Consider the following 24694-nt stretch of genomic DNA (forward strand, 5'->3'; position numbering starts at 1 on the left):
TAAGATCGCGCGCTGTCTGGCTTAGATCCGATGCGGGTATCCATCTCCTGGCTGAAGCAGCTGGTCCAGGTGAATGAGTCCGTGGACGATCTCTCCGAGCGCCTCTCGATGGCGGGCTTTGAGGTGGACGACGTTGATGACCTCAGCGCCCGGGCCCAGGGCGTGGTGGTTGGCCATGTGCTGGAACGGGAGAAACACCCCAATGCCGACAAGCTCAGCGTCTGCACGGTGGATGTGGGAGCTCAGGACCCCATCCAGATCGTGTGTGGTGCCAGCAACGTGCGTGCAGGGATCCATGTTCCGGTGGCCATGGTCGGAGCCACCCTCCCCGCCGTTGGCTTGACGATCAAAGCCGGTGAATTGCGGGGTGTGGCCAGCAACGGAATGATCTGCTCCCTGACGGAGCTGGGCCTGACGGAGCAGTCCGACGGCATCGCCATCCTGGATGAGCTTGGAGAGTCGCTGCCGGCCAACGGGACGCCCGTGGCGCCCCTGCTGGGACTCGACGACACCGTTCTGGAGCTGGCCATCACCGCTAATCGCCCCGACGGCCTCTCGATGGTGGGTATTGCCCGCGAGGTGGCGGCCCTAACCGGTGGCAGTTTGAGCCTGCCCGAACTGGATCTGGATCCCAGCACCACTCCGCTGAACGCAGAACTGGATGGCTGCTTCTACTCGATCACCAGGATCGAGGGTGTGGACGGCTCCAAGCCCTCACCCACCTGGTTGCAGCAGCGCCTTGAGCGTGGTGGCGTGAACAGCGTCAATGCGGTGGTTGACGTCACCAATCTGGTGATGCTGGAGCAGGGGCAGCCCCTCCACGCCTTTGATGCCGATGCGCTGGAACGACTGACCGGGCAACCGGTAGACGCCAAGAGTTTTGCCGTCCGTTCCGCTCGCGATGGGGAAATTTTCGTGGGTCTGGATGACCAGAAGCGCACCCTCGACAGCCGTGTGCAGGTCGTCACCTGCCATGACCGGCCTGTCGCCGTTGCTGGTGTGATGGGGAGTCTCGAGAGTGGGGTGACTGCCGGTACCCGGAACATTTGGCTCGAATCCGCTCTGTTTGCTCCGCCGCGGGTTCGTCAGTCGGCCCGATCCCTGGGCTTGCGCACGGATGCCAGCAGCCGTTTCGAAAAAGGGTTGCCTGTGGAAATGACCCTGCCCTGTTCGGCCCGTGCCTCGGCCTTGTTGAGTCAGGAGTTTTCCTGCTCTGAGAGCGGCCGTTGGGTGGGCGGTAACGGTCCCGCAGAAGCGGAACCGGTGCTGTTGAGGCGCAGTGCCCTCCATCAACTGCTTGGCCCCCTCGATGCTGCCGATGGCCCGGAGAATCTCGATGACACCAGCATCGAAACCTGCCTGACAGCCCTCGGTTGCCAGCTCTCAGCCCATGAGCAGGGATGGCAGGTGATTGCACCGCCCTCAAGACGGCAAGACCTTCAGCGTGAAGTTGATCTGATCGAGGAGGTGGCGCGTCTTGTGGGCTTCGATCGGTTTGAGGCTCACCTGCCGGATCCGCTGGAGCCCGGTGCCCTCACCCCGCGCCAGCAGGCGGAACGGCGCCTGCGGCAGCTGTTCTGTTCCACAGGGTTGCAGGAGGTCACCACCCTGTCCCTCGTCCCGGCTTCGGAGCAGGAACAGCGCATCGCCATCAGCAATCCGTTGTTGGCCGATACAAGCCATCTGCGCACGAACCTCTGGGAAGAGCACCTGCAGATCTGTGTTCGCAATCTGAAGGCATCACAGCGCGGTTGCTCTGTTTTCGAGATCGGCAACACTTACAGCGGTTCACCGGAAGCCGTCAGCCAGACCGGCATTTTGGGTGGCGTGATCTGCGGAGATCGACGCCTCTCCACCTGGGCCACCAGCGGCAAGCCGCAGGCGCCCGACTATTTCCAGGCCCGTGGCGTTCTCACCAGGGTGATGGAGGCCTTGCAGCTGGAGCTGTCTGACCGTCGCCTCACGGACGACGCACGACTGCATCCGGGTCGTGCCGCCACCCTGGTGTTGGAAGGACGCCCCTTGGGTTGTTTCGGTCAGCTTCATCCAGCCATGGCTGAGGAGCTGGATCTCCCAGAAGCCACGTATCTGTTCGAACTCGACCTTGCGCGACTGCTGGATGCCGCTACCCGCAGCAACCGCTGGACGCCGGCCTTCAAGCCCTACCCAACCGTGCCCTTCAGCGAGCGGGATCTTGCCGTCATCGTCGACCGATCCAGTGCAGCTGCTGATCTGATCCAAGCCATCCGCAAGGCGGGCAAACCCCTTCTGGAGCAGGTGGAACTTGTGGATCGCTTTGAGGGCGAACAGCTGGGCGACAACAAAGTGAGCCAGGCATTCCGTCTGCGCTACCGCGGCAAGAACGAAACCCTCACAGACGACAAAATTCAGCCTGTTCACGACAAGGTGCGTGCCGCTTTGAGCAAGCAGTTTCAGGCTGAGCTCAGGAGCTGATCCGTTTCAGCAGCGCCAACGATTCGAGGTGCGTTGTCTGGGGGAAGAAGTCCACGGGCTGGAGCATCTCCAGCTCGTAGGGGCCTGATGGGGGGAGCAGTGCTTTGAGATCCCTTGCTTGCGTGGCGGGGTCACAGCTGAGGTAAGCCAGCACGGCAGGTGGCCGCTCAAGGATGCTGTCCACCACGCGTCGATCGAGCCCCCGGCGCGGGGGATCCAACACCAGCGCCTGACAGTCGTCCAGCTGAGCAGCGAGAAGGTCGGCTACATCGCCGGCATCAAAGGCACAGCGGGAGGAAAGGCCGTTGTGCATGGCATTCAGCCGGGCCTGCTCCACCGAGTCGGGGTTGAGTTCCAGACCTTGAACATCAAAACCGGCCTTGGCCAGGGGCAGGGCAATGGTTCCGACGCCGCAATAGGCGTCAACCACCCGTGCGCCGGCGCACTGAGTCAAAAGCCAGTCTGTGAGGCGTTGAACGATCCGTTCCGCCTGCGGCGTATTCACCTGAACAAAGGTGGTGCTGCTGAGGGCTAGCTTGATTCCGCAGAACTGTTCCTCAATGGTGGGAACACCGGCGAGGCAATGGGTGGTGCGACCGAGCACCAGGTTGTTGGCCTTGGGTTGAAGGTTGAGGCAAACCCCTTTCACCACGGGCCAACGCTCCACCCAGCTCTGTGCGAGGGCCTCAAGGCCTCGAAGCTGCGCATGGCTGCTGATCAGCGTGATCAACACGTCTCCGGTGGCACTGGCCAGACGAAGCCCGAGATGGCGCAACCCCTGGGCTTCGAGCAGGTCATGGTCGGCCGGCCACCCCCCTGCATCCAAGTCCTGCTTGAGAGGCTCCACCAACGCGTCCAGGCGCGGATCGAGCACCGGGCAGTGGTTCAGGTTGACGATCTTGTGGGTCTTCGGTCGGAAGTAGCCGGCCTTCAAGCGTCCGCTCTGGTCTCGCTTCAGCGGGATCAAGGCCCTGTTGCGGTAACCGAAGCAACGTTCGGCATCAACAAGCGTGGGCGCAGGGGCAACGTCAATCCCCCCGATGCGCTGCATGGTCTGTTGAATCTGCTGGGCTTTCCAACGGGTTTGGGCGGGGTCATCCAGGCGTTGCAAGGTGCAACCACCGCAGTCATCCGCAAGGATGCAGGGAGGGCGGCGCCGATCTGCGGAAAACGTGATCTGATCCACCCGGCGGCTCAACCAGCGCGACTTCTGGCGTTGCTGCAGCTGGACCGTGGCGCGCTCCCCCGGCAAGAGATCAGGAACGACGATCACCCAGTTGTTCCAACGGGCAAGACCCTTGCCGTCGCGATCCAGGTCAACAGCCTCGAGCTCGATTGTGAGCCCGGGCCGCGGTTCACTGCTGTTCGGGCTGTCGACTTTGGTCATGCTCTCGATTCCCTGCCATTGCAATGGCGTAACACCCGGGCGGTGATGGGTCAGGTGAACGGGTCGAGACCACTAAACTCCACGAAGCCTGCCCAGTTCCATGAGCGTTGTCCGGGATCTCATCCTCCAGGCCGATGACGATCTGCGGTATCCCACCAGCGGAGAACTCCGCACCATGGTGGATTTCCTCGACCAAGGCGCCATGCGCGTTTCTGTGGTCAAGGTTCTGACCGAGAACGAAAAAAAGATCGTCGACGAATCGGCCAAGCAATTGTTTGGTCGCAAACCTGAGTACGTCGCCCCTGGCGGCAATGCATACGGTCAGCGCCAGCGGGCCCAGTGCCTTCGCGACTACAGCTGGTACCTCCGTCTGATCACCTACGGAGTTCTGGCCGGCAGCACCGAAATGATTCAGGAGATCGGCCTGGTGGGTGCTCGCGAGATGTACAACAGCCTTGGTGTTCCGATGCCCGGAATGGTTGAAGCCATGAAGTGCATGAAGGAAGCGTCACTGTCGTTGTTGTCCGAACAGCAGGTGAAGCTCACGTCTCCTTATTTCGACTTCTTGATTCAGGGCATGCAGACGTCCACCTGATTCAACGTTGAACGTTTTCAAAAGAGCCGGGCCCTCGAGCCCGGTTTTTTATTGTCCACTTGTCTTAACTGAGACAGTTTTCAAGACCTGAAATGCGCCTCAGTTGAGACCTAAGAGATGAAAATCTGCTTTTTATTTTCTGCCAATCATCTGCTGAAGTCGTGTAATGCATCCTCTCGATGATTCGATCAGCTGCTCGAGGGCGTCAGGCCTCTGCCTAGTCCCTAGGTGGACATTCTTGAACAGCCTTGGCCGAGGCCTCGTAATGTCAATTCGTCCCGGGTGAGACATCAACCAAGACTCATGTCAAGTCCATACTGCGCCGCTTGATACTTGTCTCTGGCTTCATGATGATGGGAGATGCGTGATTGATGCTGTGGAGCGATCCCCGCATCAACAGCCGGACACTGGCCCGGATTCGAGGTTTCAAGGTCCAAAATAGTGAGCCTTTATTGCGTACCTGTGTCTACAGCAGGTACGCAAGTCTGAAAACCCAGGCTTTCAAATGGTTTTGCCGATAGCAGTCCACCTCTGGACTGGCCGTGGACTACAGGCAAAGCCATCAAAAACATTGGTTTTTGCAGAAGGAAAGGCGCTGCGACAATCTCGGCTGCGCGGCAAATAAAAACCAGTATTTTTTGAATCTTGAGAATTAGTGCTCGTTGCAGATAAGACTTTAATTGGGTCCTGAACCGTGTCGCATCCAAGACCTGAGATTCTGTTGATCAGGCTGCGAACGCATTATCGGAATGGACCATGGCGGCGCGATGGATTGAACGTCGGGTTGAACGCCTGATCTGGAAATTCCGGCTGATCAGCATCGTTCCGGTGGTACTGAGCCTGCTCGGAAGCGTTGGCTGCTTCGTCATTGGTGCGGTTGAGGTCTTCAACGCCTTCTTTGTGATCATGCGCCTGCACTTCACGGCCAAGAGCATTGCGGCCAAAACAATCGCCCAGATGGTGGGAGGGGTTGATTACTTCGTGATCGGCATCGCCCTGCTGATCTTTGGCTGTGGCATCTACGAACTGGTGATTTCAGACCTTGATCCAGGCCTGGAGGGTGGCGAAGAGCAGCACACCAACATTCTCTCGGTGAACAGCCTCCAAAGCCTGAAGAACAATCTGTGCAATGTGATTGTTGTGGGCCTGATTGTTGCGGCGTTCAAAAAGATCATCGGCTTCGAGGTGAACGACGCCACTGATCTATTGGGGCTGTGTGGTTCCGTGGGCATGTTGGCCCCCAGTGCTTGGTTGATTGTTCGAAGCCATGGAGCTGGTCATGATTTACAACGCAGCCGTCTCAGTCAAGACATGCGATAGGACTTGTCTTGCGTCTCAGCAGAGATAAGCGGTCAACGGTTTCTGTACAGCTCACGCAGCAGCCGATAGGCCTCATTGAGTCGGCGCATCGCATCGGTGGACCCACCCGCATCAGGATGTTCTTCAAGCGCCCGTTGCTTGTAAGCCTCCCGGATGGAGCTGAGAGTGACCGAAGTCCCTGCTTGAGTTGATAAACCCAACAGCTTGAGAGCCCCATGCACCGTCATGGTCGACTCAAGGGTTTCAAAGGAGGTGACCTGTCTGCTGCGGCGGAAACGGTTCACAAAGCGGCGGATCAGGGTCGGCATGCGTTCCGCCAACGAAGACGTGGCAAAGGGGTCCTCAAGAGCGCCAGCCACGACCATCACCCGACCCAGCGATGGATCGCTTGACTCCCAGCTGGCACAGAGTGTCTCAACGGCTGCATTCGCAGCCGACCACGTGAATGGACGTCCATCACTGGCATCGGTGCTGGACCAGACATCTCGGGCCAGCCAGGTCATGGCCGCTTCAATCACTGTTGGGCCCGGTGGTTGGCCATAGAGAGACCTCCAGTGTTCTTCTGCGGCAGCACTGGCCTCTCTTAGATCGGCGAGGTCCACCGTTGAGACAAGGGGGTCGTTCTGAGGGGAATCGCGTTGCTGCGGAGAGCGAAGCGTCGCTTTCAGCTGACTGGTGCGCTTGCTGACGAACCCCGGCAGGTCGATGCCAGAGGAGCCACCCCCAGAGGGAAGCCCAGTGGCTGAGGGTGGAGCGTCTTCACCCCCTTGCTGTTGGTTCCCCGTTGAGATCAGAACGAGACTGGTGACCTCATCGGGCCCAGTGGCGACCTCTGGTTCTGCATCGTCCTTGAGAGGATCGACCTCAGGATCCGATGCTGCATCCCCAGGGTCGAGCAGATCCTGGAGGAGCATTTCGAGCACCCGGCCCCGGGAACGGGCTCCGTATTCACCCTTGAGCTGGTCAATCAACGCGACCATGGGCTCTGACATCTCCACAGAGATGCGTTGACGTTTTGAGTCCTCGCCGCTCAAAAGTTCAATCCACCTTTGGGCAGGTTATCGACCCTGGAGCTGGAGCAACCACTGCTGCTGAGATCGAATCACATCGCCGTAACCGGGTCGGGCGACAGGCACCACAGCAGGAATCACAGGAGCCGGCCTCACAGATGCTGGCCTCGCAGATGCAGGGTTCACAACAACAGGCTTGGCTTCAGGCGGCGGAGGAGCGGTCTTCGGCCCCACCATGCGGGATTTACTGTCCGCGATTTTGACCTGGGCATCTCGCTGTTGTTCCTTGCGGCGATGAAGCATGGCCAACTGGTGAACGGGAACCACACTGAGGAGATGGCCTGGGGTGGCATCAGCCGGATAAACCAAGCTCACCTTCACCGCCTTGCGCGTGCCAGGCACCAGGTTGAGATCAGCCAGAGCCAGGCTCTCCCCTGAGCGCATGCCCACGTGAACCTCTTGCAGGGTTCGATCCTGAACAATCTGCAGCGATCCACGGAAGGCTGTGAACGTCTTCTTGCCCGACACGACTGGGTGACTCAGTACAAGTTGATGGGGCCCTGCACCAGAAATATTGAGGGTCACGTCGTAGCGAACCCCATAGGTGCCAACGTTGTTCACAGCGGAATCAATCATCCGTGTGGTCAACGGATTGACCTGAACATCGCCCGTGCCGAAGTGATGCCGCTTCGTGCTGGTCAGGGGAACGTGCAGTGGCCCCTGGTTGAGGTTATGGCTGATCTCAGCCTTGTAGGCATCGCCCAGTGCAACGCCGGCCACCCGGGAGAAAACACGACCCAGCTGGATCTCGCGAATCCGGTTGAGATAAATCCTTCCCGGTGCCAGTCGCCCCGACTGCAGCACTGCGAACAGATCGGCATCCTGTGCGGATTGCTCAGCGGCAACGACAGCCATCGTGAAAGGACCGTTGCTGCGTCCTCTCAGCAGCCCGTTGGCAATGCCACGGGCAGGGAGCACAGTGCGCACAACAACCCTCTGCCCTCCTGCCGGAATCACGACTTGTTCGGGTAATTTCCGGTCCAGTTCACCGCGCAGCAGTTGAACGGCGGTGGCATCGCCAGGTCCTGTGTTCCAAGGACGCTTCCCAAGAGGTTTGACCCCCATCAAACGATTCGGGTGATAAGGCGCTTCAAAACTGTTTTTGACGGAGCCTCGATCGAAATTGAGCGTGATCGGGCTTGATCCGGGATTCGTCGCGATCAGAGCCAGGGTCATCAAGCCCCTGGATCGACGGCCCCCCAACTTGGCTTGGTCTTTGGGGTAGTACTTGTGATGCATATGAACGCCGAACTCACCGTTGAAGGTGTGGGCGGCATTGCGAAGCGGCTGGTTCGACTCCGCAGCGATTGCTGAGCCCGCAACCGTGTTCACCAGGATTCCCGGCCCGGTGACGATTTCCGGTTGATTGGAATGAAGAACCGGAACGTTGTTGAAGGTGCCGTTGAGAGGTCGTGCCTTTTGGCCTGCCATGAGCGCGACGTAGGCCTCAGCGTTGCGCTGAGGCGCGCACTCAAAACCCGCAAGCGAGACGCAGATCAAGACCAAGATTGGAATTTGCCTGAGACTCATGCGGCTTGCGGTTGTGGTGCTCAGAGCAACGTCGACACCACGATGTGGATACTCTCAATTCACACCGTAGTTCCACCTTCTGAGACAGCCAACAGATTGATGAGTCACACCAAGCATGAAAATCGGTCAGCATGGGCTAAGCGTCGACGCTGAAATGCTTCCTCCGTTCTGCTGTAGCCCCAGCACCGATCACACAAGCCTGCGTCGCCAGCATCAGGAACGGAAGTTGTCGATGCTGCGGTTCTGGCGTGATGGTGCTGAACGGCAGCTGTCCGCCCTGAATGCCGCCATCAAAACTCTTCAGGAACAGATGGATCGCGATGCTTAGGCGTCCGGCTGAGCGGCGTTCAACTGCTTCGCGATGGTGTTGAGGCCGCGTTTCACGCGCCTCTGAACTGTCATCGCTGAAACCCCAAGCAGTCGCGCTGTCTGCCTCAGACTCATCCCATCAATGACGACCATCTGCAGCGCACATAGAGCTTGTTCACCCTGCTCCAGGCCTCTGAGCGTTCGACCAGATCCATCCCTTGCGCTGTGTCGTCGAGAACCTCGTCGTTGAATTCCACCCAGGGCTGCTTGCTGCGGTAGTGGTCAACCACGAGGGCATCGGCTGGGCTCAGAGCAGAGCCCTCCGAACTGCGCATCATCTGCATGGCCCGTTCTTCAACGGCCCTGGGGAGTCGTATCAATCCGACTCTGTCGCGAAGGAAGTGGAGAATCGCTCCCCGAATGTGCGGTTTGGCGAAGCTTGGAAAGGGAGCCCCCCACTGTCCGTCGTAGCGGTTGTAGGCCTTGATCAGGCCAAGACATCCCACTTGCAGGAGATCGTCGCTTTCTAGGCCTGTCTGTTGGGCGTAATGACGGGCAATGGGTTGAACCAGATGCAGGTTGTCCTGAATTTCACGGTTTCGACTCTTGAGACAGGTCTTGTCCAATGGATGGTTGTGAGTTGCATCTCCAGCTTTGGCAGAGAGAAGCAAGTCAAGACGTCCGTGCCATCACCGAACTTTTCAGTCCTGCGTGTCAACAACAGCTTGAAGCAGGGCCTCCGGTCCAGAACGATGAATCCACTCTCGATCGGAGACTTCGGTGCTCAACAAGGATCCGGCGAAGCCGAGGGCGTTGACACTGAAGCCGCGAATTCCCTCCCTGCTGCGGCGAACCATGGCCATCCACTGCCGTGTGATCAGCAGGTTGTAAGCCCCTCGAGGACATTCATCGGTGCTGGGGTGCCCCAGATAGAGGTCTTCAGCTAGGGCGAGATACAACGATTGAAGCATTTCACCCGTCAGGGTTGAACTGATCGCTGCGACCCGTGCACTGCGCAACAGAGGATCCTGAGCAGACGTGATTGTGCCAGCCGCACAGCAACGGAACCAATCGTCCCGTGCACAGATCCGCTCCCCTTCTAACCGCGGTAACAACTGCAAATGTCGATGGGGCTGACTGGCGCCGGCATCAGGCCCGCTGTTGAAGAACCACAGCCCCGTCGTCGTGGCATCAATCCTGGCAAGGGAGTGCCAATCCTCCAAGGATAACCAACCGGTCTGGGGTTGCCAGTCCTGGGTGATGAGCAACATGTGGGAGGTCTGAACGGGATATTTGTTCAGGATTACGACGTGGGATTCACCGATCCGGTCAACCTCCAGACGTTGGTCCCAGGGAAGAAACGGATTTGGCTTTGGACCCGATGCTCGAAGGTGTTTTGGTGTGGCGCTGAGGAGGTGGCGCAACTCAAAGCGACAGCCTCTTTCCCCGACAAGATGGCTCAATGAGGTGTCGAGCGGAACAAGAGCTCCGGATACGGTCGATGCAACCGTGACCTCCATCGCTGTTCGAAGCAGTTCACTGGTCATGCCATGTCAACCGTGCCAGCGAGGCTCCTGCGTAGTACCTGCCGAGAATGGCATTGAAGGGGAGTCCCTGATGGGCAAGTTTCTGTGCCCCTGATTGACTCATGCTGGCGCCGAGATGGCCATGGGCTTCAGCAATCACCTGCGCATTTGACGCATAAAGGCTTTCCACAATGCCGCCGCTGTAACTCAGGATGATCCCGCGGGTTTCCCGTGTTGCTGAACGACTGGTCGGGGTGGTGCTTTGCTCCCCTGCAAATACCTGCCAACGGGTTGTATCCCCCAGGTGATACGCCGTCGTTGCCGGTCGGGCGAGATGGGCCATCGCATAGGAGCGGGCTGCAACGGCTTGCGCCTTGAGGGCTTCCCTATGCCAACTGCTGGGCATTTCGGCGCCAACCACTGAGGCCACGTAGGTCTCCAGATCAAGCGAGACCACCGGCAGCCAATCACCTTGGCCTTTCAGCAGTGATACATCGCCTTGATAATGCTGCTGGTTGATCTGAACAGGTCCACCGGAGCAATGAATCTCATGCTGAGGTGAGGAAGCGATCCTCTTCATCAGCTCTTGGGCAGGGATCACATCGCCGTGCTGGTAGCGACAGAGCACGTTGGGTCCGGGTCGGAAGGCGGTGATAGGGCTCTGGCTGACCAAACCGACGCGGATCTCCAGGGGCACATGGTCAGCACCAGGCGGCACCTTTGGAACCAAACTCGAACCAACGGTTGAATCGTGATCGAGCAGATCAGCCAAGCTTGATCTGAGCTGATCAGGCCGCTGTGAGAGCGGCCGAGCCAACCAGCCGATCAAAGCGGCCATAAAAAGACTTCCGATCGCGGCCGGGAGCCAGAAATGACAGCGCATCGGCACCAGAACTGCTGTCAGAGCCACCAGCCGATGATGCCTGATTTCCGCTAGACGGTCTTCTCTTCGCAGCAAGTTCACATGGTCGAAGAAGCTCCGACCACTTGGGCTGGCTTGGCTCTGGTGGTTGGCCCCGGCGGCATCGGAGCGGCGGTGGCAGCAGAACTGAAGCGCACCTGCCCTGATCTGAAGGTGCTCACCGCTGGACGTCATGGACCTCCGGCCTCCTCACTGCAACTGGACCTCCAAAACGACAGTGATCTGGATGGTCTGAGCTCAAGCCTGCGAGCCCAGGGGCTCCCCCTGCGTTTGGTGTTCAACTGCAGCGGCCGTCTGCATGGTCCTGGGCTTCAACCGGAAAAACGTCTTCAACAGATCGATCGATCTCAGTTGGAGCAGCAATTCGGCATCAACGCCATGGCACCGATCCTGCTGGCCAAGGCGATCGAGCCCTTGCTGCAGAGGGATCAACCCTTTCATTTCGCCAGCCTCAGTGCTCGCGTGGGAAGCATCGGCGACAACCGCACTGGGGGGTGGTACGGCTACAGGGCGGCCAAGGCGGCTCAGAACCAGCTGCTGCGCTGCCTGAGCATTGAATGGGCCCGCCGCTGGCCGCTGGCCACCGTGAGCCTGTTGCATCCCGGTACGACCGACACAGCCCTGTCTCGTCCGTTCCAGAGCTTCGTGGCTCCGGACAAACTTTTCACTCCAGAACGGGCTGCGCATCAGTTGGTTGAAGTGTTGGTGCAACAGACCCCGGAACAATCAGGAGCTTTTCTCGCCTGGGACGGTCAGTCGATCGATTGGTGAGCATGCTGCTTCAGCTGGTCAAGGCTGACAACCGTCAGGGCTGTGTCTTCCGTGGCCTCCAAGCGCACCAGCGGTGCGACGCCATCGTCGTAGGCCTGTTTCCAGCGCGGTGCACAGACGCACCAGTGATCCCCTGGTTTCAAGCCCGGGAACTGAAACGCGGGCATCGGTGTGCTCAGGTCATTGCCCTGGGCCTTGCTGTAACTGAGAAATTGCTCGGTCATCACGCAGCAGATGCTGTGCTGGCCGAGATCTGATGGATCGGTTTGGCAGAGACCATTGCGATACCAACCCGTCATTGGTTCACAACTGCAACTCTCCAGTGGGTCGCCAAGAACGTTCCTGGCCGGCGGAAATTCGGGGCTGCTGCTGGACATCTGAGCGCTCGTTTGAGGGGGAGTCTGCCCAAGGACTGGCACATTTTGACTTCAGACGGTTGACGAACCCCTGGGGGAGCGGGTTAAAGGTCATTCAGTCATGTCCACTCGATGGATTGGGAGTTCACTGAAGACGCTGCTTTTCTGGCGCTCTGCGATGCGTTTCGCGAGAGCGGTGAAAGCTCGGCGATCGAGTTCCTTGCCAATGGAGAGGGAGCCTTTCATTTCCAGGACCTGGCCCAGAACGCCGCTGGCGAAGGCCTTGATCTGAGCGAGTCCAGTGCCCTGGAATCGTTCCAGCAAGAGGTGATCGACACGATGGAGAAGCTCTGCCAGGACTGAGCCCGGCAGAGGGTGCTTCTCCGTCAGCAGGAGATCATCCGTAGAAGAAAGCGATCTCCTTGTCCTTCAGACCGTCCCATCCGGCCTCAAGGAGCCTTTGATTGAGCGTTTCCTGGTCGAAATGCTTGGCTCCGGTCTTGACCACCCGGTTGCGCATCGATTTCAGAACACCACTGCGGGCGCGCTGACTTTCCAGATCCATCACCTGGTTGTAAAGGGCGAGCATCGCTTCAGGGATTGGACTTCCATCAAGATCCACACCAGCTTTGATGGCGGCATCAACACCATCCGGTCCTGCAATGGCCATGGTGAACAGAAACAGGGCGCCTCAGGCTATGGGACGCCCCTCAGGGCTCAGGCGCTGAAGTAACGGGCCTGGGAGTGCAGCGCAACCAATGCTGTGGTGCTCTGCTCCGGTTCGAGCTGGTCGCTGGCGTCCATGCTCAAGCCGATCCGCTCAGCTCCGAGCCAGTCCAGCTGCTGCCTGGAGTCGGCCACATTCGGGCAGGCGGGGTAGCCGAAAGAGTAACGGCTGCCGCGGTACCGCTGCGCCAGCACATCCCGCAGGGGCATCCCAGCTGGATCTGCGAAACCGAGTTCCGAGCGAATCCGTGCGTGCACCCATTCGGCCATCGCTTCGGCCATCTGAACCGCCAGGCCATGGAAGTACAGGTAATCGCTGTAGCGATCGCCCTTGAACAGCTCCTGGGCCACCACAGAGGCCTTCTGGCCCATGGTCACGGCCTGCATCGGTAGCACGTCGGTTGGGCGTCCCTCAGCGTCCAGATCGTTAAAGAAATCGGCAATGCAGTAGCGGTTGCCAGACCGTTGACGGGGAAGCTCAAAAGAGCCGAGTTCCAGCGTGCCATCGGCATCGAACACCCGAAGGGTATTGCCATCGCGTCCCGCAGGGAAGTAGCCGTACACCGCCCGGGGGGTCAACAGTGACTCGTTGATGCAGCGCTGCATCCACTCCTGCAACACCGGCTCTGCCTTCTCCTGAAGCATCGCCTCGTAGTCGTCCCGACTCTGCTCCTTGGTTTTGCGGAGCATCCACTGGCCAGCGAAGAGGGCATTGCGATCGAGGTAGTGGAAGACCTCGGCGATGTCGATGTCGGCCTCAGTGATCACCGCAGAGCCGAGGAAGGGCGGCACCGGTGCGGTTTCAGCGGGGACGGCGTCGGATCGATCTGAGCTCACCGGCGGCAGATCCGCAGTCAGAGCATCCGATGCGGAGGTGGATGTCTCCTCAGCGCTCTCGGAGGTTGTCGACTCTTCATCCAGACCAACCCCCTGGGGAGCATCAGCCAGAAAGCCCTTGGTATTGGTCCAGTTGTCGCTGCGCTTCGCATCCATCAACGCATCCATGAAGCGCAGATCAGCGAAGGCATCACGGCCGTAGATCACCTTGCCGTCGTAAACCTCACGGCAGTCCTTCTGCACGAAGCGTGGGGTCAGTGCCGCACCGCCGAGGATCACAGGAACATCAATGCCCGCATCGTTGAAGGCCTGAAGGTTGTCCTTCATGAAGGCCGTGGACTTCACCAGCAGACCGCTCATGGCGATGCAATCGGCCTGATGTTCACGTTGGGCCTCAACGATGGCTTCACAGCTCTGCTTGATGCCCAGATTGATCACCTCATAACCGTTGTTGGTGAGGATGATGTCCACCAGGTTCTTGCCGATGTCGTGGACATCGCCCTTCACCGTGGCGATCAGGAACTTGCCCTTGCTTGTGCTCTCGCCCTCGCTTTTCTCCATATGCGGCTCGAGGTGAGCCACGGCGGATTTCATCGTTTCGGCGCTTTGCAGCACGAAGGGGAGCTGCATCTGGCCACTGCCGAACAATTCACCCACCACCTTCATGCCGTCCAGAAGGAAGGTGTTGATGATCTGCAGAGGGGGGTAAGTCTGTAACGCCTCATCCAGGGAGGGCTCCAGGCCGATGCGCTCACCATCAATGATGTGCTGCTTGAGCCGTTCCTCAATCGGAAGATCCGCCAGCGAGGGGCCTGAAGCACGGGCTTCCTTGGTGCTCACTCCCTCAAACAGCTTGGTGAGTTCGGTGAGCGGGTCGTAGACGCAGATGCCGTCCTCGAAACGGCGGTTGTCATTGATCAGATCACGACACACCTTCTGGTGGTCATCGCTGATCTTGATCAGCGGGAGGATCTTGGCGGGGCTGACGATGGCCGAATCCATGCCGGCTTCACAGCAGTCGTGAAGGAAGACCGAATTGAGGGTGATCCGGGCCGCCGGTGACAGGCCGAAACTCACATTGCTGACCCCGAGCACCACGTGCACGCCGGGGAGGTTCTCCCGGATCATCCGGATGGCATCCACGGTGGCGCGACCATTCAGCCGGTCTTCCTCAATGCCAGTGGAGATGGGAAGGGCCAGGGGGTCGTAGAAGATCTCGTGGGCGGGGATGCCGAACTCGAGGGCATCGCGATAGGCCCGCTGGGCGATGGCGAACTTCTTCTCGGCTGTTCTGGCCATCCCGTCTTCATCGATCGTGCCGACCACCACAGCGGCGCCGTAGCGACGTGCCAGCTCCAGAACCTTGAAGAAGCGCTCGTCACCGTCTTCGTAGTTGGTGGAGTTGAGAATGCATTTGCCCCCAGCCACCTTCAGGCCCGCCTCCATCTTTTGCCACTCGGTGGAATCGAGCATCAGGGGCAGGTTGACGTTGGTGACCAGACGGCTGACAAGCTCGTGCATGTCCCGTTCGCCATCGCGACCGACGTAGTCGACGTTGACGTCGAGCACGTGGGCGTTTTCCTTCACCTGGCCGCGGGCCACCGACACCAGCCCGTCCCAGTCTTCCTCCGCCAGAAGTTCGCGCACCTTGCGACTGCCACTGGCATTGAGCCGCTCACCAATGATCAGGAAAGAGTTGTCCTGGTGATAGGGCGTGATGCCATAGATCGATGAGGCTGCGGGCTCGTAATTGAGGCTGGGGCGCACATCCTCCGCGCTGGCGCGATCCCAGCGGGAGGGGCGTTCAGCCGGCTTGAGCTCCTGCGCCAGTTCCGCAAGGCTGCCGATATGGGCGGGAGTGGTGCCGCAGCATCCACCGATCACCTGCACGCCGAGGTCTTCAACGAAGTGCATCAGCTGCATCTTCAGCTCCACCGGCGTGAGGCGGTAATGGGCCACCCCGCCAACGTTTTCCGGCAGTCCGGCGTTGGGAATGCAGCTGACGGTGAAGGGAGAATGCTCAGAGAGGTAGCGAATGTGCTCCTTCATCTGCTCCGGACCGGTGGCGCAGTTCAGGCCGAGGATGTCGATCGGGAATGGCTCAAGGATGGACACCACAGCGGCGATATCGGTGCCGACGAGCATGGTGCCCGTGGTTTCCATCGTGACGGAGACCATCAGGGCCCGCCGCTCACCGGTGGCGGCAAAGGCCTCTTCGATGCCCTGGAGTGCTGCCTTGATCTGCAGCACGTCCTGACAGGTCTCGACGATGAACAGGTCGACGTTGCCGGCGATCAGTCCCTCAGCCTGATCGCGGAACGAATCCCGCATCGTGTCGAAATCGATGTGGCCAAGGGTGGGCAGCTTGGTGGTGGGCCCCATGGAGCCCGCCACGAAACGTGGCTTCTCAGGGGTGCTGAATTCATCAGCCATTTCCCTGGCCAGCTCGGCTGCCCGCTTGTTCAGCTCAAAGGCCTTGTCTTCCAGGCCGTATTCCGCCAGCACAATCGATGCAGCGCCGAAGGTATCGGTTTCGATGACATCGCAGCCCACCTCGAGGAACTGGCGATGCACTGCCTTGACTGCATCCGGTTTGGTGACCGCCAGGTTCTCGTTGCAACCCTCCAGGTCCGGACCACCGAAATCATCCGCCGTAAGCCCAAGCCCCTGAAGGCTGGTTCCAGTGGCACCGTCGAACACGAGCACAGGACGCTGTGGCCCATGCAGGTACTCAAGGAATGCAGAGGTGGTGGCTTGCCGATCTGCCTGCGTCACCACCATCCATGCACCCTTGGGGAAGCTCCGATCTTAAGAAAAGCTCAGGGCGAACTTCAGGCTGTTGATTTAGGAGATCGGAATACGGGTCACCCAGTGCTTATAGGCGGGATCCCGTCCTTCGGTGATTGCCACGAGCTTGGCCTTCAGGGCATCCATCACAGGACGCTTGGCGTTCAGCACCGTTGATTCGATCTGACGGATCGGCGTCACCTTGGCGGCCGTGCCGGACAGGAACACTTCATCGGCGATGAACAACTCGGTTTTGTCCACCGGACGTTCAATCACAGGGATGTCCATCGCTTTGGCCAGCTCAATCACGCTGGCGCGGGTGATGCCCTCAAGGATGTCCTGATCAACTCCAGGCGTGATCAGTTGGCCATCACGTACCAGGAACAGGTTCATGCCGCTGGCTTCACTGATCTTGCCGCGACTGTTCAACAGCAAGGCTTCGTCGAAACCACTCTGCACGGCTTCCGTCTTGGCCAGGGAACTGGTGATGTAGGCGCCGGAGATCTTGCCGCGCAGCGGCAGGGAGCGGTCCTCCTGGCGGGTCCAGCTGCTGATCCTGCAGCTCACCCCCTCCGGAGACAGGTAATCCCCCAGGGGGAGTCCGTAAATCAGGAAGTCGGTCTCGATGTTGTGCAGGCGCGGGGCGATGCCCAGATCGCTGGTGTACACAAAGGGCCGCAGATAGATCGGCTGATCAGGCTTGTTGGCCTGCAGCATCGCCGTGAGCGCCGAGAGTATCGTGTCCTCACTCAGATCCGTGAGCAGCAACCGGGCGCTCTGGCTGAGACGCCGGGCGTGCCGATCAGCACGAAACAGCAGCATGGTGTTGCTGTTCTGAGGATCGGGAATTGCGCGCATGCCGCCGAAGGCACCGGTGCCGTAGTGCAAGGCATGGGTGGCAATGGAGATCCTGGCCTCCTCGAAGGGGACGCACTGGCCCTGGAACCAGGCATAGGGCAGGAACTGATGCATCACCGTGATGGATCCGATCGCTGAATCTTCTCACCACCGCGCACCGCGACACGGAGAATGGGGGCATGCATCGCCTTGCCACCTGTCCGGGTCTGGACCCACCGGAAGATGTGGTGCTCGTGGAGCAGCCGGGCGCGGATGTGCTGTTCCTCACCAGCGCAGGCACTGACATCAGCTGCCTGGACGCCAGCCTGCCGAGCAACCCGGCCTGGAACGAGCGGATTCGGGCATTGCCCCTGAGCTGCCTGGACCACCCAGCGCAGCTGGACCATTACCTCAACACCACCGCCCAGGCGGCGCACTTGATTGTGGTGCGCCTGCTCGGCAGCCGTGGGCACTGGAGCTACGGCCTGGAGCAACTGCAGCGCTGGTGCAGCGAAGCGAAACAGCGACAACTGATCGTCCTTGCCGGAACGGCTGATCAGAGCAACGAGCTGCATGGGCTGGGTTCCTGCAGTGTTGAACTGGCCGATCAGCTGTCGGCACTGCTGCGGGAAGGGGGCATCGACAATATGGGGCGGTTCCTCAGAGCTCTCGAGGCTCTGCTGGAGGGCACCCCCCCATCACCCGGCAACGTTGCGGTGGTGCCTTGCCCAGATCCGATGCCCTGGGATTGGCGCGACGAAGCCGGGGCTGCGGTGGGAGTTGTTCTCTATCGGGCTCAGTTTCAAGCCGGAGACCTTGCCTTGGCGGATGCCCTCACGGCCGCACTACGAAAAGAGGGACTGCGGCCCTGTCTGCTCTGGGTCAGCAGCCTGAGAAACCCGGCGGTGCAGGCCGGCGTCCACGACCTGTTGAATCAGCAAAATGCTGAGCTGGTGATTGCGGGCACGTCATTTGCTTCGGTGCAGACCGAACAGGCCGGCCTTGGCAGCCCTCTCTGGGATCGTCTCGATCGACCGGTGTTGCAACTGCTCAGCAGCAGCCGCAGCCGGGCCCAGTGGCTGGAGAGCAGCCAGGGGCTGAATCCGATGGATCTGTCGTTGCAGGTGGTGATGCCGGAGCTGGATGCGCGGATCACCACGCGGCCCTGCGGTTTTCGTGACCACCTGCAGACCACCGGCCCCCTGGCCACGGCCATTCCCTGCCTGCAGCCGGATCCATCTGGACTCGCGTGGCTGGCAGAGCACAGCCGTCGCTGGGTGGAGCTGCGACAGACCCCCTGTGCCCAGAGACGCATCGCGATGGTGCTGGCCAACTATCCCGTTCGCGACGGTCGTGTGGCCAATGGTGTGGGCCTTGATACGCCAGACAGCACGGCGCGGATGCTCCGCTGGCTGGCTGACGCCGGCCATGACCTCGGTTCGGGAGCCTTGCCGGATTCAGGCGATGGCCTGATGCAACAGCTGTTGTCCGGTCGCACCAATGCACCGGAAGGACAGCACCGCCCAGCGCTGGATCATCTGCCCCTCACCACCTATCAGAAGTGGTGGACCAGCGTTCCGGAATTGGCTCGACGCTTGATCGAATCCCGTTGGGGACCTCCAGAAGCCGCCTGCGATCTGGATCCAAACAAGGGGTTTGCCATTCATGGCCTGCGCTTCGGCCATGTGGTGGTGCTGATCCAGCCGGATCGCGGCTATGACGCCGATCAGATCGCCGATCTCCACTCACCGGATCTGCCTCCACCGCACCGGTATCTGGCTCAGTACCTCTGGCTGCGCTGCGTGCATCAGGCCCAGGTGATGCTGCATGTGGGCAAGCACGGCAGTGCGGAATGGCTGCCGGGCAAGTCGGTGGGGTTGAGCGATGCCTGCGGCCCCGAGCTGGCCCTGGGACCGATCCCTCACCTCTACCCCTTCATCGTCAACGACCCCGGCGAAGGATCTCAGGCCAAGCGACGGGGTCATGCCGTGGTGCTGGACCACCTCACACCTCCCTTGGGGCGTGCAGGATTGCACGGACCACTGCAAAGGTTGGAGGGCCTGCTGGATGAACTGGTGGAAGTGCGGCAACTGGGCGGCCAGCGGGCCCGGATGCTGGAACAGGCAGTTCATTCCAGCCTGCTGTCCCTCAACTGGCCCGGAATCCCCAGCCAAGCGGAGATTCGCCGCCAACCGGAGCTGCTGGAAACATGTCTGGACCAGGCCGAGACCTATCTCTGCGAGCTCAAGGAATCGCAGATCCGCACCGGCTTGCATCGGTTTGGTGTGGCGCCATCGTCAGAAACCGCCGATGAGCTGCTGGTCGCCCTGGCTCGTCCCCCCCGGCAGGGTCAGCCCGGCTTGCTGCAGGCCATGGCCCTGCAGGCAGAACTGGGCTTTGACCCCTGGCAGCAGGACGAAGGCGACAAGCTCTCGGAGGCGGATCAGGCCCGACTGAGCTTGCTGGGTGGCGCGAACTGCCGACGGGTGGGGGATGGTTGCGCCTGGCTGGAACAGCAGGCCCAGTTGTTGATCCGATGGATCATCCATGGGGAACAGGGCTACGGACTGGCGGAACCGTTCCGGACCTGGAGCCGAAAGGATCCCTGCCTGCAGAACCTGCACCACGACCTCTGGCCCCGCTTGAACGGTTGTGCCTCAGCGGAAAAAGAGGCCTTCCTGCGGGGCATTCAGGGGCAGCGCATCGCTGCGGGACCCTCAGGAGCACCGAGTCGTGGTCGCCCCGATGTTTTGCCCACCGGCCGCAATTTTTATTCCGTCGATCTGCGGGGCTTGCCCACGGAAGCCGCCTGGGATCTGGGGCGACGCTCGGCGGAGCAGTTGCTGGATCTCCATCTGCTGGAGCAGGGGGAACCGCTGCGCCATCTGGCGTTATCGGTCTGGGGAACAGCAACAATGCGCAATGGCGGAGAAGACATCGCTCAGCTGCTGGCCCTGATCGGTGTTCGACCGGTTTGGGACGGCCCCACCCGAAGGTTGGTGGACCTGGAGGTGATCCCAGCCCGTTTGCTGGGTCGACCGCGGGTGGATGTGGTGCTGCGCATCTCCGGACTGTTTCGCGACGCCTTCCCCCAGTTGGTTGGCTGGGTGCATCAGGCCCAGTCGATGGTGGCGGCCCTTGATGAACCGAATGAACTGAATCCTCTGGCTGAGCTCACCCGTCAAGGCGGACCCCAGGGCCGCATTTATGGGTCCGCCCCCGGTGCCTACGGAGCCGGTCTGCAAGCCCTGATCGACAGTGGCGCCTGGGATTCCCGAGCCGACCTGGGCCAGGCCTTTCTCAGTTGGAGCCAATGGTCGTACGACGGTGCCGCTGCCCCCAGCCTTGATCGTTCCGGCCTCGAGCAAGCCCTGGGCAGGGTGCAGGTGGTGCTCCATAACCAGGACAACCGCGAGCACGACCTGCTCGATTCCGACGACTACTACCAGTTCCAGGGGGGCCTCAGTGCAGCGGTGGAAGAGGTGTCAGGAGCACGGCCGCAACTGTGGTTCGGAGACCATTCACGCCCCGAACGCCCTCGTCTGCACCGCCTTGAAAAGGAACTGGACAAGGTGATGCGCAGCCGGATGCTCAACCCCCGCTGGATCGAGGGAATGATGCAGCACGGCTACAAGGGTGCCTTCGAGATGGGGGCCAGCCTTGACTACCTCTTTGCCTACGACGCCTCTACCGATCGCGTTCCCGATTGGTGTTACGGCGCGCTGTGTGAACAGTGGCTGAGCCAGAAGAAAATCCTCGACTTCCTCAAGGGGAGCAACCCCTGGGTGTTGAGGGACATGGCCGAGAGGCTGTTGGAGGCCTCGAATCGAGGCCTTTGGACGTCAGCAACAAAAGACCAGCTGCTTCACCTGCAACAGCTGGTGATCAGCAGTGAAGCCCAGATTGAACGGGGAAGCCCTATTTGTTGAGGTCGCGAACCATCTGACGGAACGGATCGATCGACCCAGGCTTGGAGGACGGCGCAGCGGAACCCGCCTTGGCCACCGGTTCCTCCTTGGGATTCAGCTCTTCCTTACGGCCGAGGGGAGCAGCACCGGCGGGAGCAGGGGTGTTCACACCCGTGATGGCCGTGCCCTTGAGGCGCTTGCTCATCTCCTCGGTGCTCACCTGTTCAGCGAAGGTTTTCTTCACTGGCGTGGGAATGCCCGCGTTGAGACTGATTGATTCTTCCTTCTTGACGACGCCACCGAGGCCTTCGCTGCGCTTCTCAAGCTTCTCGGTTTCGGCAGCCACCTCCATGATCTGCTCCTTGGTGCCGGGACTGTCGACGGTGCCGGGGAAGGTGCGGCGAATCGTCTTCGACTCGCGCATGTAGTTCACATCCCCGAGGGAGGAGGAAGCGTCGGCATCAAGGAAGAACTCGGCCGGCTTCTCCTTTGCCGGCTTGCGCGGCTGAATCGTGGAGTCGGAATCTGCGGAATCCTTTTTCAGCAGACGATCCAAGAAGCCCATGTCGACCGGAACTGAGATGGAATGAACTTAGCGGCCGCAAAGGTCAATTCCATGGGTATCGGTGCCACACGTACGCAAAAGGCCAAGGTTGCTCAGCTGACGATCGATGGCCTCGCAGATCAACGGGCTGGCGGACCAGGTTGGTTGCATCTCGTAGTCGTACCAGGCCTCACCACCATCGAAACCAAGCCGGGCCGCCTCATCGATCAGCACGTCATGGCCCAGGCGGTAACGGGCGGGATGGGCCAACACTGCCAATCCACCGGCTTCATGGATGGCTTTCACCACCGCCTCAGCCCTTAGCGGTTCACCGACGACGGCATCACCACGGTTGTAGGGCTGGAGCGCAGGGTGGTTGAGCTCGAACCCAAGGGCGAGCACATGAACGAGGCACCCCTTCAGCAGTGCACTGATTTCCATGCCGCTCCACACCGTGGGGACCTCAACACCGCTGGCACGCTGTTGATCCAGCCAGACCTGAATCTCCCGGTGGGCATGGCTGCTGTGGTGATCCGTCACCGCCAGGTGCTTGAGCCCCCGCTCGGTGGCCTGCTGGATGAGCTCGAGCGGTTCGAGGCTGCCGTCACTGCAGATGGTGTGGCAGTGGAAGTTGTGCGTGGTGGGACAACTCGACGGTCCCACCTGTTCGAGCACGGCTTGGAGGGGGTGGGTCATCTCAACCCTCATCTCAGGCTTTGGCGGAGGCTTCGGCCCGCAGGCGGCGCCAACGGGCATAGAACTGAATCGACGCTGCCATGAACACCACCAGGGCGACGATGAACCAGGTCGCTGCGCTGGTGGGGAACTGCGTTTTGAACACCACCAGCATCACCACGATCACCAGCAGCAGCGTGGGCAGCTCATTCAGGGCGCGCAGCTGCTTGCCTGACCAAGCACAGGTGCCGGCGTGGAGTTGGCTCATCAGCCGGTAACAAAACACGTGGTAAGCCAGCAGGGCCGCCACAAAACCGAGCTTGGCGTGCATCCAACCCTGCTGAAGCCAGGAGGGCTGGGCCAGCAGCAACCCTATGGCCATCGATACCGCCACAGCCATTCCCGGCGTGGTGATGATGTTGGCGAGCCGTTTCTCCATCAGGGTGTACTGATCGCGGAACGGCTGCTGCAGTTCCGGCGCCAGTTCCTCAGTTTCAACGTGATAGATGAACAGGCGCACCAAATAGAAGAGGCCCGCAAACCACACCACGACCCCAACGATGTGCAGGGTCTTGAACCAGAGGTAGGCCTCGGGCGAAAACGTCATCAACACAACTGATCTGGGGCGACCTTACGCAGGGTTCAGGTGAGCGCGTCAAGAAAATCGCTAGCTCGACGCTGATGGGCCAACAGAACCTCGGGAGCCATGCGATCCAGGTTGCGGGCCATCATCGCCAGCCTGTATTGGCGCCGGAAGAAATCCTGATGGCGATGGATGAACGTCCAGAACAGGCCATCCCAGGTGTCACACCACTCACCTTTGCGGTAATCCGACATCTTGCGCACGTAGTTGGAGCCGGAGAGATAGGGCTTGGTGGTGAAGATGCCACCATCAGCGAACTGACTCATGCCATAGACGTTGGGAACCATCACCCAGTCGTAGGCATCCACAAACAGCTCCATGAACCAGGTGTAGATCCGGGTTGGATGAAATCCGCAGAGGAGCATCACGTTCCCCAGGAGCATCAGGCGTTCGATGTGATGGCAATAGCCGGTCTCCAGGGCATGGCGGATGGCGTCATCAATCGGGGGCAGGCCCGTGGTTGCGGTGTAGAAGGCGGAGGGAATCGGCCGATCGTCGAAGCCCCAGAAATTGCCGTTACGCATCTCCACACCATGGCGTCGGTACATCGCCGCCATGAACTCCCGCCAGCCGACGATCTGACGCAGAAATCCCTCCAATGAATTGAGGGGGATGTCACCGGCATCAGCCCGCTCCAGCGTTCGATCCAGCACCTGCTGCGGCGTGAGCAGACCGATGTTGAGCATCGGCGTGAGCACGCTGTGCCACATCACCTGGTGCTGGGTGCTGATCGCATCCTCATAAGCCCCGAACTGGCGCAGGCGTTGTTCGAGGAATTGATCCAGCCAACGGGCTGCATCGCCATGGGTGACGGGGTAATGGAACCCGTCCCAGCTGCCGATGCCGGTCACCCCCTCCCCGATGAGCTGCTGCCGAGCAGCCTCAACGAGAGCCAACGAGCCACTCGAGCGTTCGGCCGGGGGCTCTGGAACCAGGATTCCCTTCGGGAGCTTCTTGCGGTTGTCGGCATCGAAACTCCAGCGGCCACCAACAGGACCACCATCAGGATCGATCAGCAGATCCAGTCGCTTGCGCTGCATCTCGTAGAAGCGACCCATCAGGGGCTTCTTGCCAGAGGCGAAATGGTCCTCAATGACGGGCTCTGGGGTGAGCAGCATCGGGGTGGCGACGATCTCCAGACCGCAGCCGTGACGGGAGGCGAAGGCGGAGATCCGTTGGCTCAGAACATCGTCCACCGGATCCGCCAGATGGAAGGACCGATAGCCCTGATCGAGCAGATCTCCAAGGATCTCAACGGTGCCGGCCGCCTGCCCCTGCAGCACCCGCAGCACGGTGAAGCCCTTGGCCTGAAGCATCTCGGCATAGGCATTCATCGAGGCCCGATGCAGAAGCAGGCGCTGCCGGTGCACCTGGATGGGCCAGCGGGGATCAGTGCCGAACAGCAGCGGATCTTCGATCAGGGCCACGGCCCGTCCCGCCCGAAGCGCGGGATGGTGCTCAAACAGCTGATGGGGAAAAACGAGACTGAGATCCACC

The 24694-nt window shown here is 60.4% G+C and carries 22 protein-coding genes; 7 read left to right on the forward strand and 15 right to left on the reverse strand.

Annotated elements, in window-relative coordinates:
• Positions 1–30: 30 nt before the first annotated feature.
• Entirely contained in the window at positions 31–2454 is a 2424-nt protein-coding gene (pheT, locus tag DXY35_RS10770; protein WP_115082281.1) for a phenylalanine--tRNA ligase subunit beta, read from the forward strand.
• Here the strand turns inward: pheT and rlmD are convergent.
• The gene (gene rlmD / locus DXY35_RS10775; protein WP_115082496.1) at positions 2444–3841 is read right to left on the reverse strand and encodes a 23S rRNA (uracil(1939)-C(5))-methyltransferase RlmD; all 1398 of its coding nucleotides are present in this window, start codon (positions 3839–3841) and stop codon (positions 2444–2446) included. The genes pheT and rlmD overlap by 11 nt on opposite strands.
• Positions 3842–3941: 100 nt before the next feature.
• On the opposite strand from rlmD, the gene DXY35_RS10780 reads away from it, so the two are divergent.
• Both DXY35_RS10780 and DXY35_RS10785 read left to right on the forward strand, forming a co-directional pair.
• On the forward strand, positions 3942–4436 hold the full coding sequence (locus tag DXY35_RS10780; protein ID WP_114989152.1) for an allophycocyanin subunit alpha-B: 495 nt from the start codon (positions 3942–3944) through the stop codon (positions 4434–4436).
• A gap of 756 nt (positions 4437–5192) precedes the next feature.
• The gene (locus DXY35_RS10785; RefSeq protein WP_115082282.1) at positions 5193–5756 is read left to right on the forward strand and encodes a YqhA family protein; all 564 of its coding nucleotides are present in this window, start codon (positions 5193–5195) and stop codon (positions 5754–5756) included.
• 32 nt (positions 5757–5788) lie between these two features.
• Here the strand turns inward: DXY35_RS10785 and DXY35_RS10790 are convergent, their stop codons facing one another.
• Both DXY35_RS10790 and DXY35_RS10795 read right to left on the reverse strand, forming a co-directional pair.
• Complete coding sequence (locus DXY35_RS10790; RefSeq protein WP_170950603.1) at positions 5789–6736, reverse strand: molecular chaperone DnaJ; 948 nt, start codon at positions 6734–6736, stop codon at positions 5789–5791.
• 78 nt (positions 6737–6814) lie between these two features.
• Entirely contained in the window at positions 6815–8356 is a 1542-nt protein-coding gene (locus DXY35_RS10795; RefSeq protein WP_115082284.1) for a DUF3370 family protein, read from the reverse strand.
• A 115-nt stretch (positions 8357–8471) separates the two neighbouring features.
• Here DXY35_RS10795 and DXY35_RS10800 point away from each other — a divergent pair, with 115 nt between their 5' ends.
• Entirely contained in the window at positions 8472–8684 is a 213-nt protein-coding gene (locus DXY35_RS10800; protein WP_115082285.1) for a hypothetical protein, read from the forward strand.
• Here the strand turns inward: DXY35_RS10800 and DXY35_RS10805 are convergent.
• The 4 genes from DXY35_RS10805 to DXY35_RS10820 all read right to left on the reverse strand — a co-directional run bounded on the left by DXY35_RS10805 (position 8681) and on the right by DXY35_RS10820 (position 11101).
• Complete coding sequence (locus DXY35_RS10805) at positions 8681–8818, reverse strand: sigma factor-like helix-turn-helix DNA-binding protein (RefSeq protein WP_115082286.1); 138 nt, start codon at positions 8816–8818, stop codon at positions 8681–8683. The two genes, DXY35_RS10800 and DXY35_RS10805, sit on opposite strands and share 4 nt — an antisense overlap.
• Positions 8797–9291 (reverse strand): sigma factor, encoded by a 495-nt coding sequence (locus DXY35_RS10810; RefSeq protein WP_170950605.1) that lies wholly within the window; start codon positions 9289–9291, stop codon positions 8797–8799. The genes DXY35_RS10805 and DXY35_RS10810 overlap by 22 nt, the downstream gene beginning before the upstream one ends.
• Before the next feature lie 75 nt (positions 9292–9366).
• On the reverse strand, positions 9367–10212 hold the full coding sequence (locus tag DXY35_RS10815) for a DUF4922 domain-containing protein (RefSeq protein ID WP_170950606.1): 846 nt from the start codon (positions 10210–10212) through the stop codon (positions 9367–9369).
• Entirely contained in the window at positions 10202–11101 is a 900-nt protein-coding gene (locus DXY35_RS10820; protein WP_244273116.1) for a SpoIID/LytB domain-containing protein, read from the reverse strand. Before DXY35_RS10820 ends, DXY35_RS10815 begins: the two co-directional genes overlap by 11 nt.
• A gap of 54 nt (positions 11102–11155) precedes the next feature.
• On the opposite strand from DXY35_RS10820, the gene DXY35_RS10825 reads away from it, so the two are divergent.
• Positions 11156–11884, forward strand: a complete 729-nt coding sequence (locus tag DXY35_RS10825; RefSeq protein WP_115082289.1) for an SDR family NAD(P)-dependent oxidoreductase — start codon at positions 11156–11158, stop codon at positions 11882–11884.
• On the opposite strand, the gene DXY35_RS10830 is transcribed toward DXY35_RS10825, so the two are convergent.
• On the reverse strand, positions 11866–12261 hold the full coding sequence (locus tag DXY35_RS10830) for a DUF2237 family protein (protein ID WP_115082290.1): 396 nt from the start codon (positions 12259–12261) through the stop codon (positions 11866–11868). The two genes, DXY35_RS10825 and DXY35_RS10830, sit on opposite strands and share 19 nt — an antisense overlap.
• Before the next feature lie 111 nt (positions 12262–12372).
• On the opposite strand from DXY35_RS10830, the gene DXY35_RS10835 reads away from it, so the two are divergent.
• Positions 12373–12603, forward strand: coding sequence for a hypothetical protein (locus DXY35_RS10835; RefSeq protein WP_006851429.1), 231 nt, complete (start codon positions 12373–12375; stop codon positions 12601–12603).
• A gap of 34 nt (positions 12604–12637) precedes the next feature.
• Here the strand turns inward: DXY35_RS10835 and DXY35_RS10840 are convergent, their stop codons facing one another.
• The 3 genes from DXY35_RS10840 to DXY35_RS10850 form a co-directional block, all read right to left on the reverse strand.
• On the reverse strand, positions 12638–12910 hold the full coding sequence (locus DXY35_RS10840) for a DUF4090 family protein (RefSeq protein WP_114989215.1): 273 nt from the start codon (positions 12908–12910) through the stop codon (positions 12638–12640).
• A gap of 47 nt (positions 12911–12957) precedes the next feature.
• Positions 12958–16584, reverse strand: coding sequence for a methionine synthase (gene metH / locus DXY35_RS10845; RefSeq protein WP_115082291.1), 3627 nt, complete (start codon positions 16582–16584; stop codon positions 12958–12960).
• Between the two features lie 63 nt (positions 16585–16647).
• Entirely contained in the window at positions 16648–17562 is a 915-nt protein-coding gene (locus DXY35_RS10850; RefSeq protein ID WP_115082292.1) for a branched-chain amino acid transaminase, read from the reverse strand.
• 65 nt (positions 17563–17627) lie between these two features.
• Here DXY35_RS10850 and cobN point away from each other — a divergent pair, with 65 nt between their 5' ends.
• Positions 17628–21356 carry a cobaltochelatase subunit CobN gene (gene cobN / locus DXY35_RS10855; protein WP_115082293.1) on the forward strand — a complete coding sequence of 1243 codons (3729 nt, stop codon included), beginning with the start codon at positions 17628–17630 and terminating at the stop codon, positions 21354–21356.
• Here cobN and DXY35_RS10860 read toward each other — a convergent pair.
• From DXY35_RS10860 to DXY35_RS10875, 4 genes are read right to left on the reverse strand one after another with little or no spacing between them, the layout of a single operon-like run.
• Positions 21346–21900 carry a hypothetical protein gene (locus DXY35_RS10860; RefSeq protein WP_115009061.1) on the reverse strand — a complete coding sequence of 185 codons (555 nt, stop codon included), beginning with the start codon at positions 21898–21900 and terminating at the stop codon, positions 21346–21348. The genes cobN and DXY35_RS10860 overlap by 11 nt on opposite strands.
• A 27-nt stretch (positions 21901–21927) precedes the next feature.
• The gene (locus DXY35_RS10865) at positions 21928–22575 is read right to left on the reverse strand and encodes a PHP domain-containing protein (protein WP_115082294.1); all 648 of its coding nucleotides are present in this window, start codon (positions 22573–22575) and stop codon (positions 21928–21930) included.
• A 13-nt stretch (positions 22576–22588) separates the two neighbouring features.
• A complete protein-coding gene (gene hemJ, locus DXY35_RS10870) occupies positions 22589–23161 on the reverse strand; it encodes a protoporphyrinogen oxidase HemJ (protein WP_115082295.1) in 573 nt (190 codons plus the stop codon).
• 35 nt (positions 23162–23196) lie between these two features.
• Positions 23197–24693 carry a cryptochrome/photolyase family protein gene (locus DXY35_RS10875; protein ID WP_115082296.1) on the reverse strand — a complete coding sequence of 499 codons (1497 nt, stop codon included), beginning with the start codon at positions 24691–24693 and terminating at the stop codon, positions 23197–23199.
• Between the last annotated feature and the right edge of the window lies 1 nt (position 24694).

Source organism: Synechococcus sp. N32, from assembly GCF_900473895.1.
Taxonomy (GTDB): domain Bacteria; phylum Cyanobacteriota; class Cyanobacteriia; order PCC-6307; family Cyanobiaceae; genus Parasynechococcus.

Bases quoted from the DNA above. Each gene is read 5' to 3' on its own strand.
- DXY35_RS10805 (WP_115082286.1), bottom strand. From the start codon at position 8,818: ATGGTCGTCATTGATGGGATGAGTCTGAGGCAGACAGCGCGACTGCTT.
- DXY35_RS10840 (WP_114989215.1), bottom strand. From the start codon at position 12,910: ATGGCCATTGCAGGACCGGATGGTGTTGATGCCGCCATCAAAGCTGGT.
- DXY35_RS10780 (WP_114989152.1), top strand. From the start codon at position 3,942: ATGAGCGTTGTCCGGGATCTCATCCTCCAGGCCGATGACGATCTGCGG.
- DXY35_RS10865 (WP_115082294.1), bottom strand. From the start codon at position 22,575: ATGACCCACCCCCTCCAAGCCGTGCTCGAACAGGTGGGACCGTCGAGT.
- hemJ (WP_115082295.1), bottom strand. From the start codon at position 23,161: ATGACGTTTTCGCCCGAGGCCTACCTCTGGTTCAAGACCCTGCACATC.
- DXY35_RS10830 (WP_115082290.1), bottom strand. From the start codon at position 12,261: ATGTCCAGCAGCAGCCCCGAATTTCCGCCGGCCAGGAACGTTCTTGGC.
- DXY35_RS10790 (WP_170950603.1), bottom strand. From the start codon at position 6,736: ATGGTCGCGTTGATTGACCAGCTCAAGGGTGAATACGGAGCCCGTTCC.
- DXY35_RS10860 (WP_115009061.1), bottom strand. From the start codon at position 21,900: ATGGGCTTCTTGGATCGTCTGCTGAAAAAGGATTCCGCAGATTCCGAC.
- cobN (WP_115082293.1), top strand. From the start codon at position 17,628: ATGCATCGCCTTGCCACCTGTCCGGGTCTGGACCCACCGGAAGATGTG.
- DXY35_RS10835 (WP_006851429.1), top strand. From the start codon at position 12,373: ATGGATTGGGAGTTCACTGAAGACGCTGCTTTTCTGGCGCTCTGCGAT.
- DXY35_RS10850 (WP_115082292.1), bottom strand. From the start codon at position 17,562: ATGCATCAGTTCCTGCCCTATGCCTGGTTCCAGGGCCAGTGCGTCCCC.
- DXY35_RS10795 (WP_115082284.1), bottom strand. From the start codon at position 8,356: ATGAGTCTCAGGCAAATTCCAATCTTGGTCTTGATCTGCGTCTCGCTT.
- pheT (WP_115082281.1), top strand. From the start codon at position 31: ATGCGGGTATCCATCTCCTGGCTGAAGCAGCTGGTCCAGGTGAATGAG.
- DXY35_RS10825 (WP_115082289.1), top strand. From the start codon at position 11,156: ATGGTCGAAGAAGCTCCGACCACTTGGGCTGGCTTGGCTCTGGTGGTT.
- rlmD (WP_115082496.1), bottom strand. From the start codon at position 3,841: ATGACCAAAGTCGACAGCCCGAACAGCAGTGAACCGCGGCCCGGGCTC.
- DXY35_RS10800 (WP_115082285.1), top strand. From the start codon at position 8,472: ATGAAAATCGGTCAGCATGGGCTAAGCGTCGACGCTGAAATGCTTCCT.
- metH (WP_115082291.1), bottom strand. From the start codon at position 16,584: ATGGTGGTGACGCAGGCAGATCGGCAAGCCACCACCTCTGCATTCCTT.
- DXY35_RS10815 (WP_170950606.1), bottom strand. From the start codon at position 10,212: ATGACCAGTGAACTGCTTCGAACAGCGATGGAGGTCACGGTTGCATCG.
- DXY35_RS10785 (WP_115082282.1), top strand. From the start codon at position 5,193: ATGGCGGCGCGATGGATTGAACGTCGGGTTGAACGCCTGATCTGGAAA.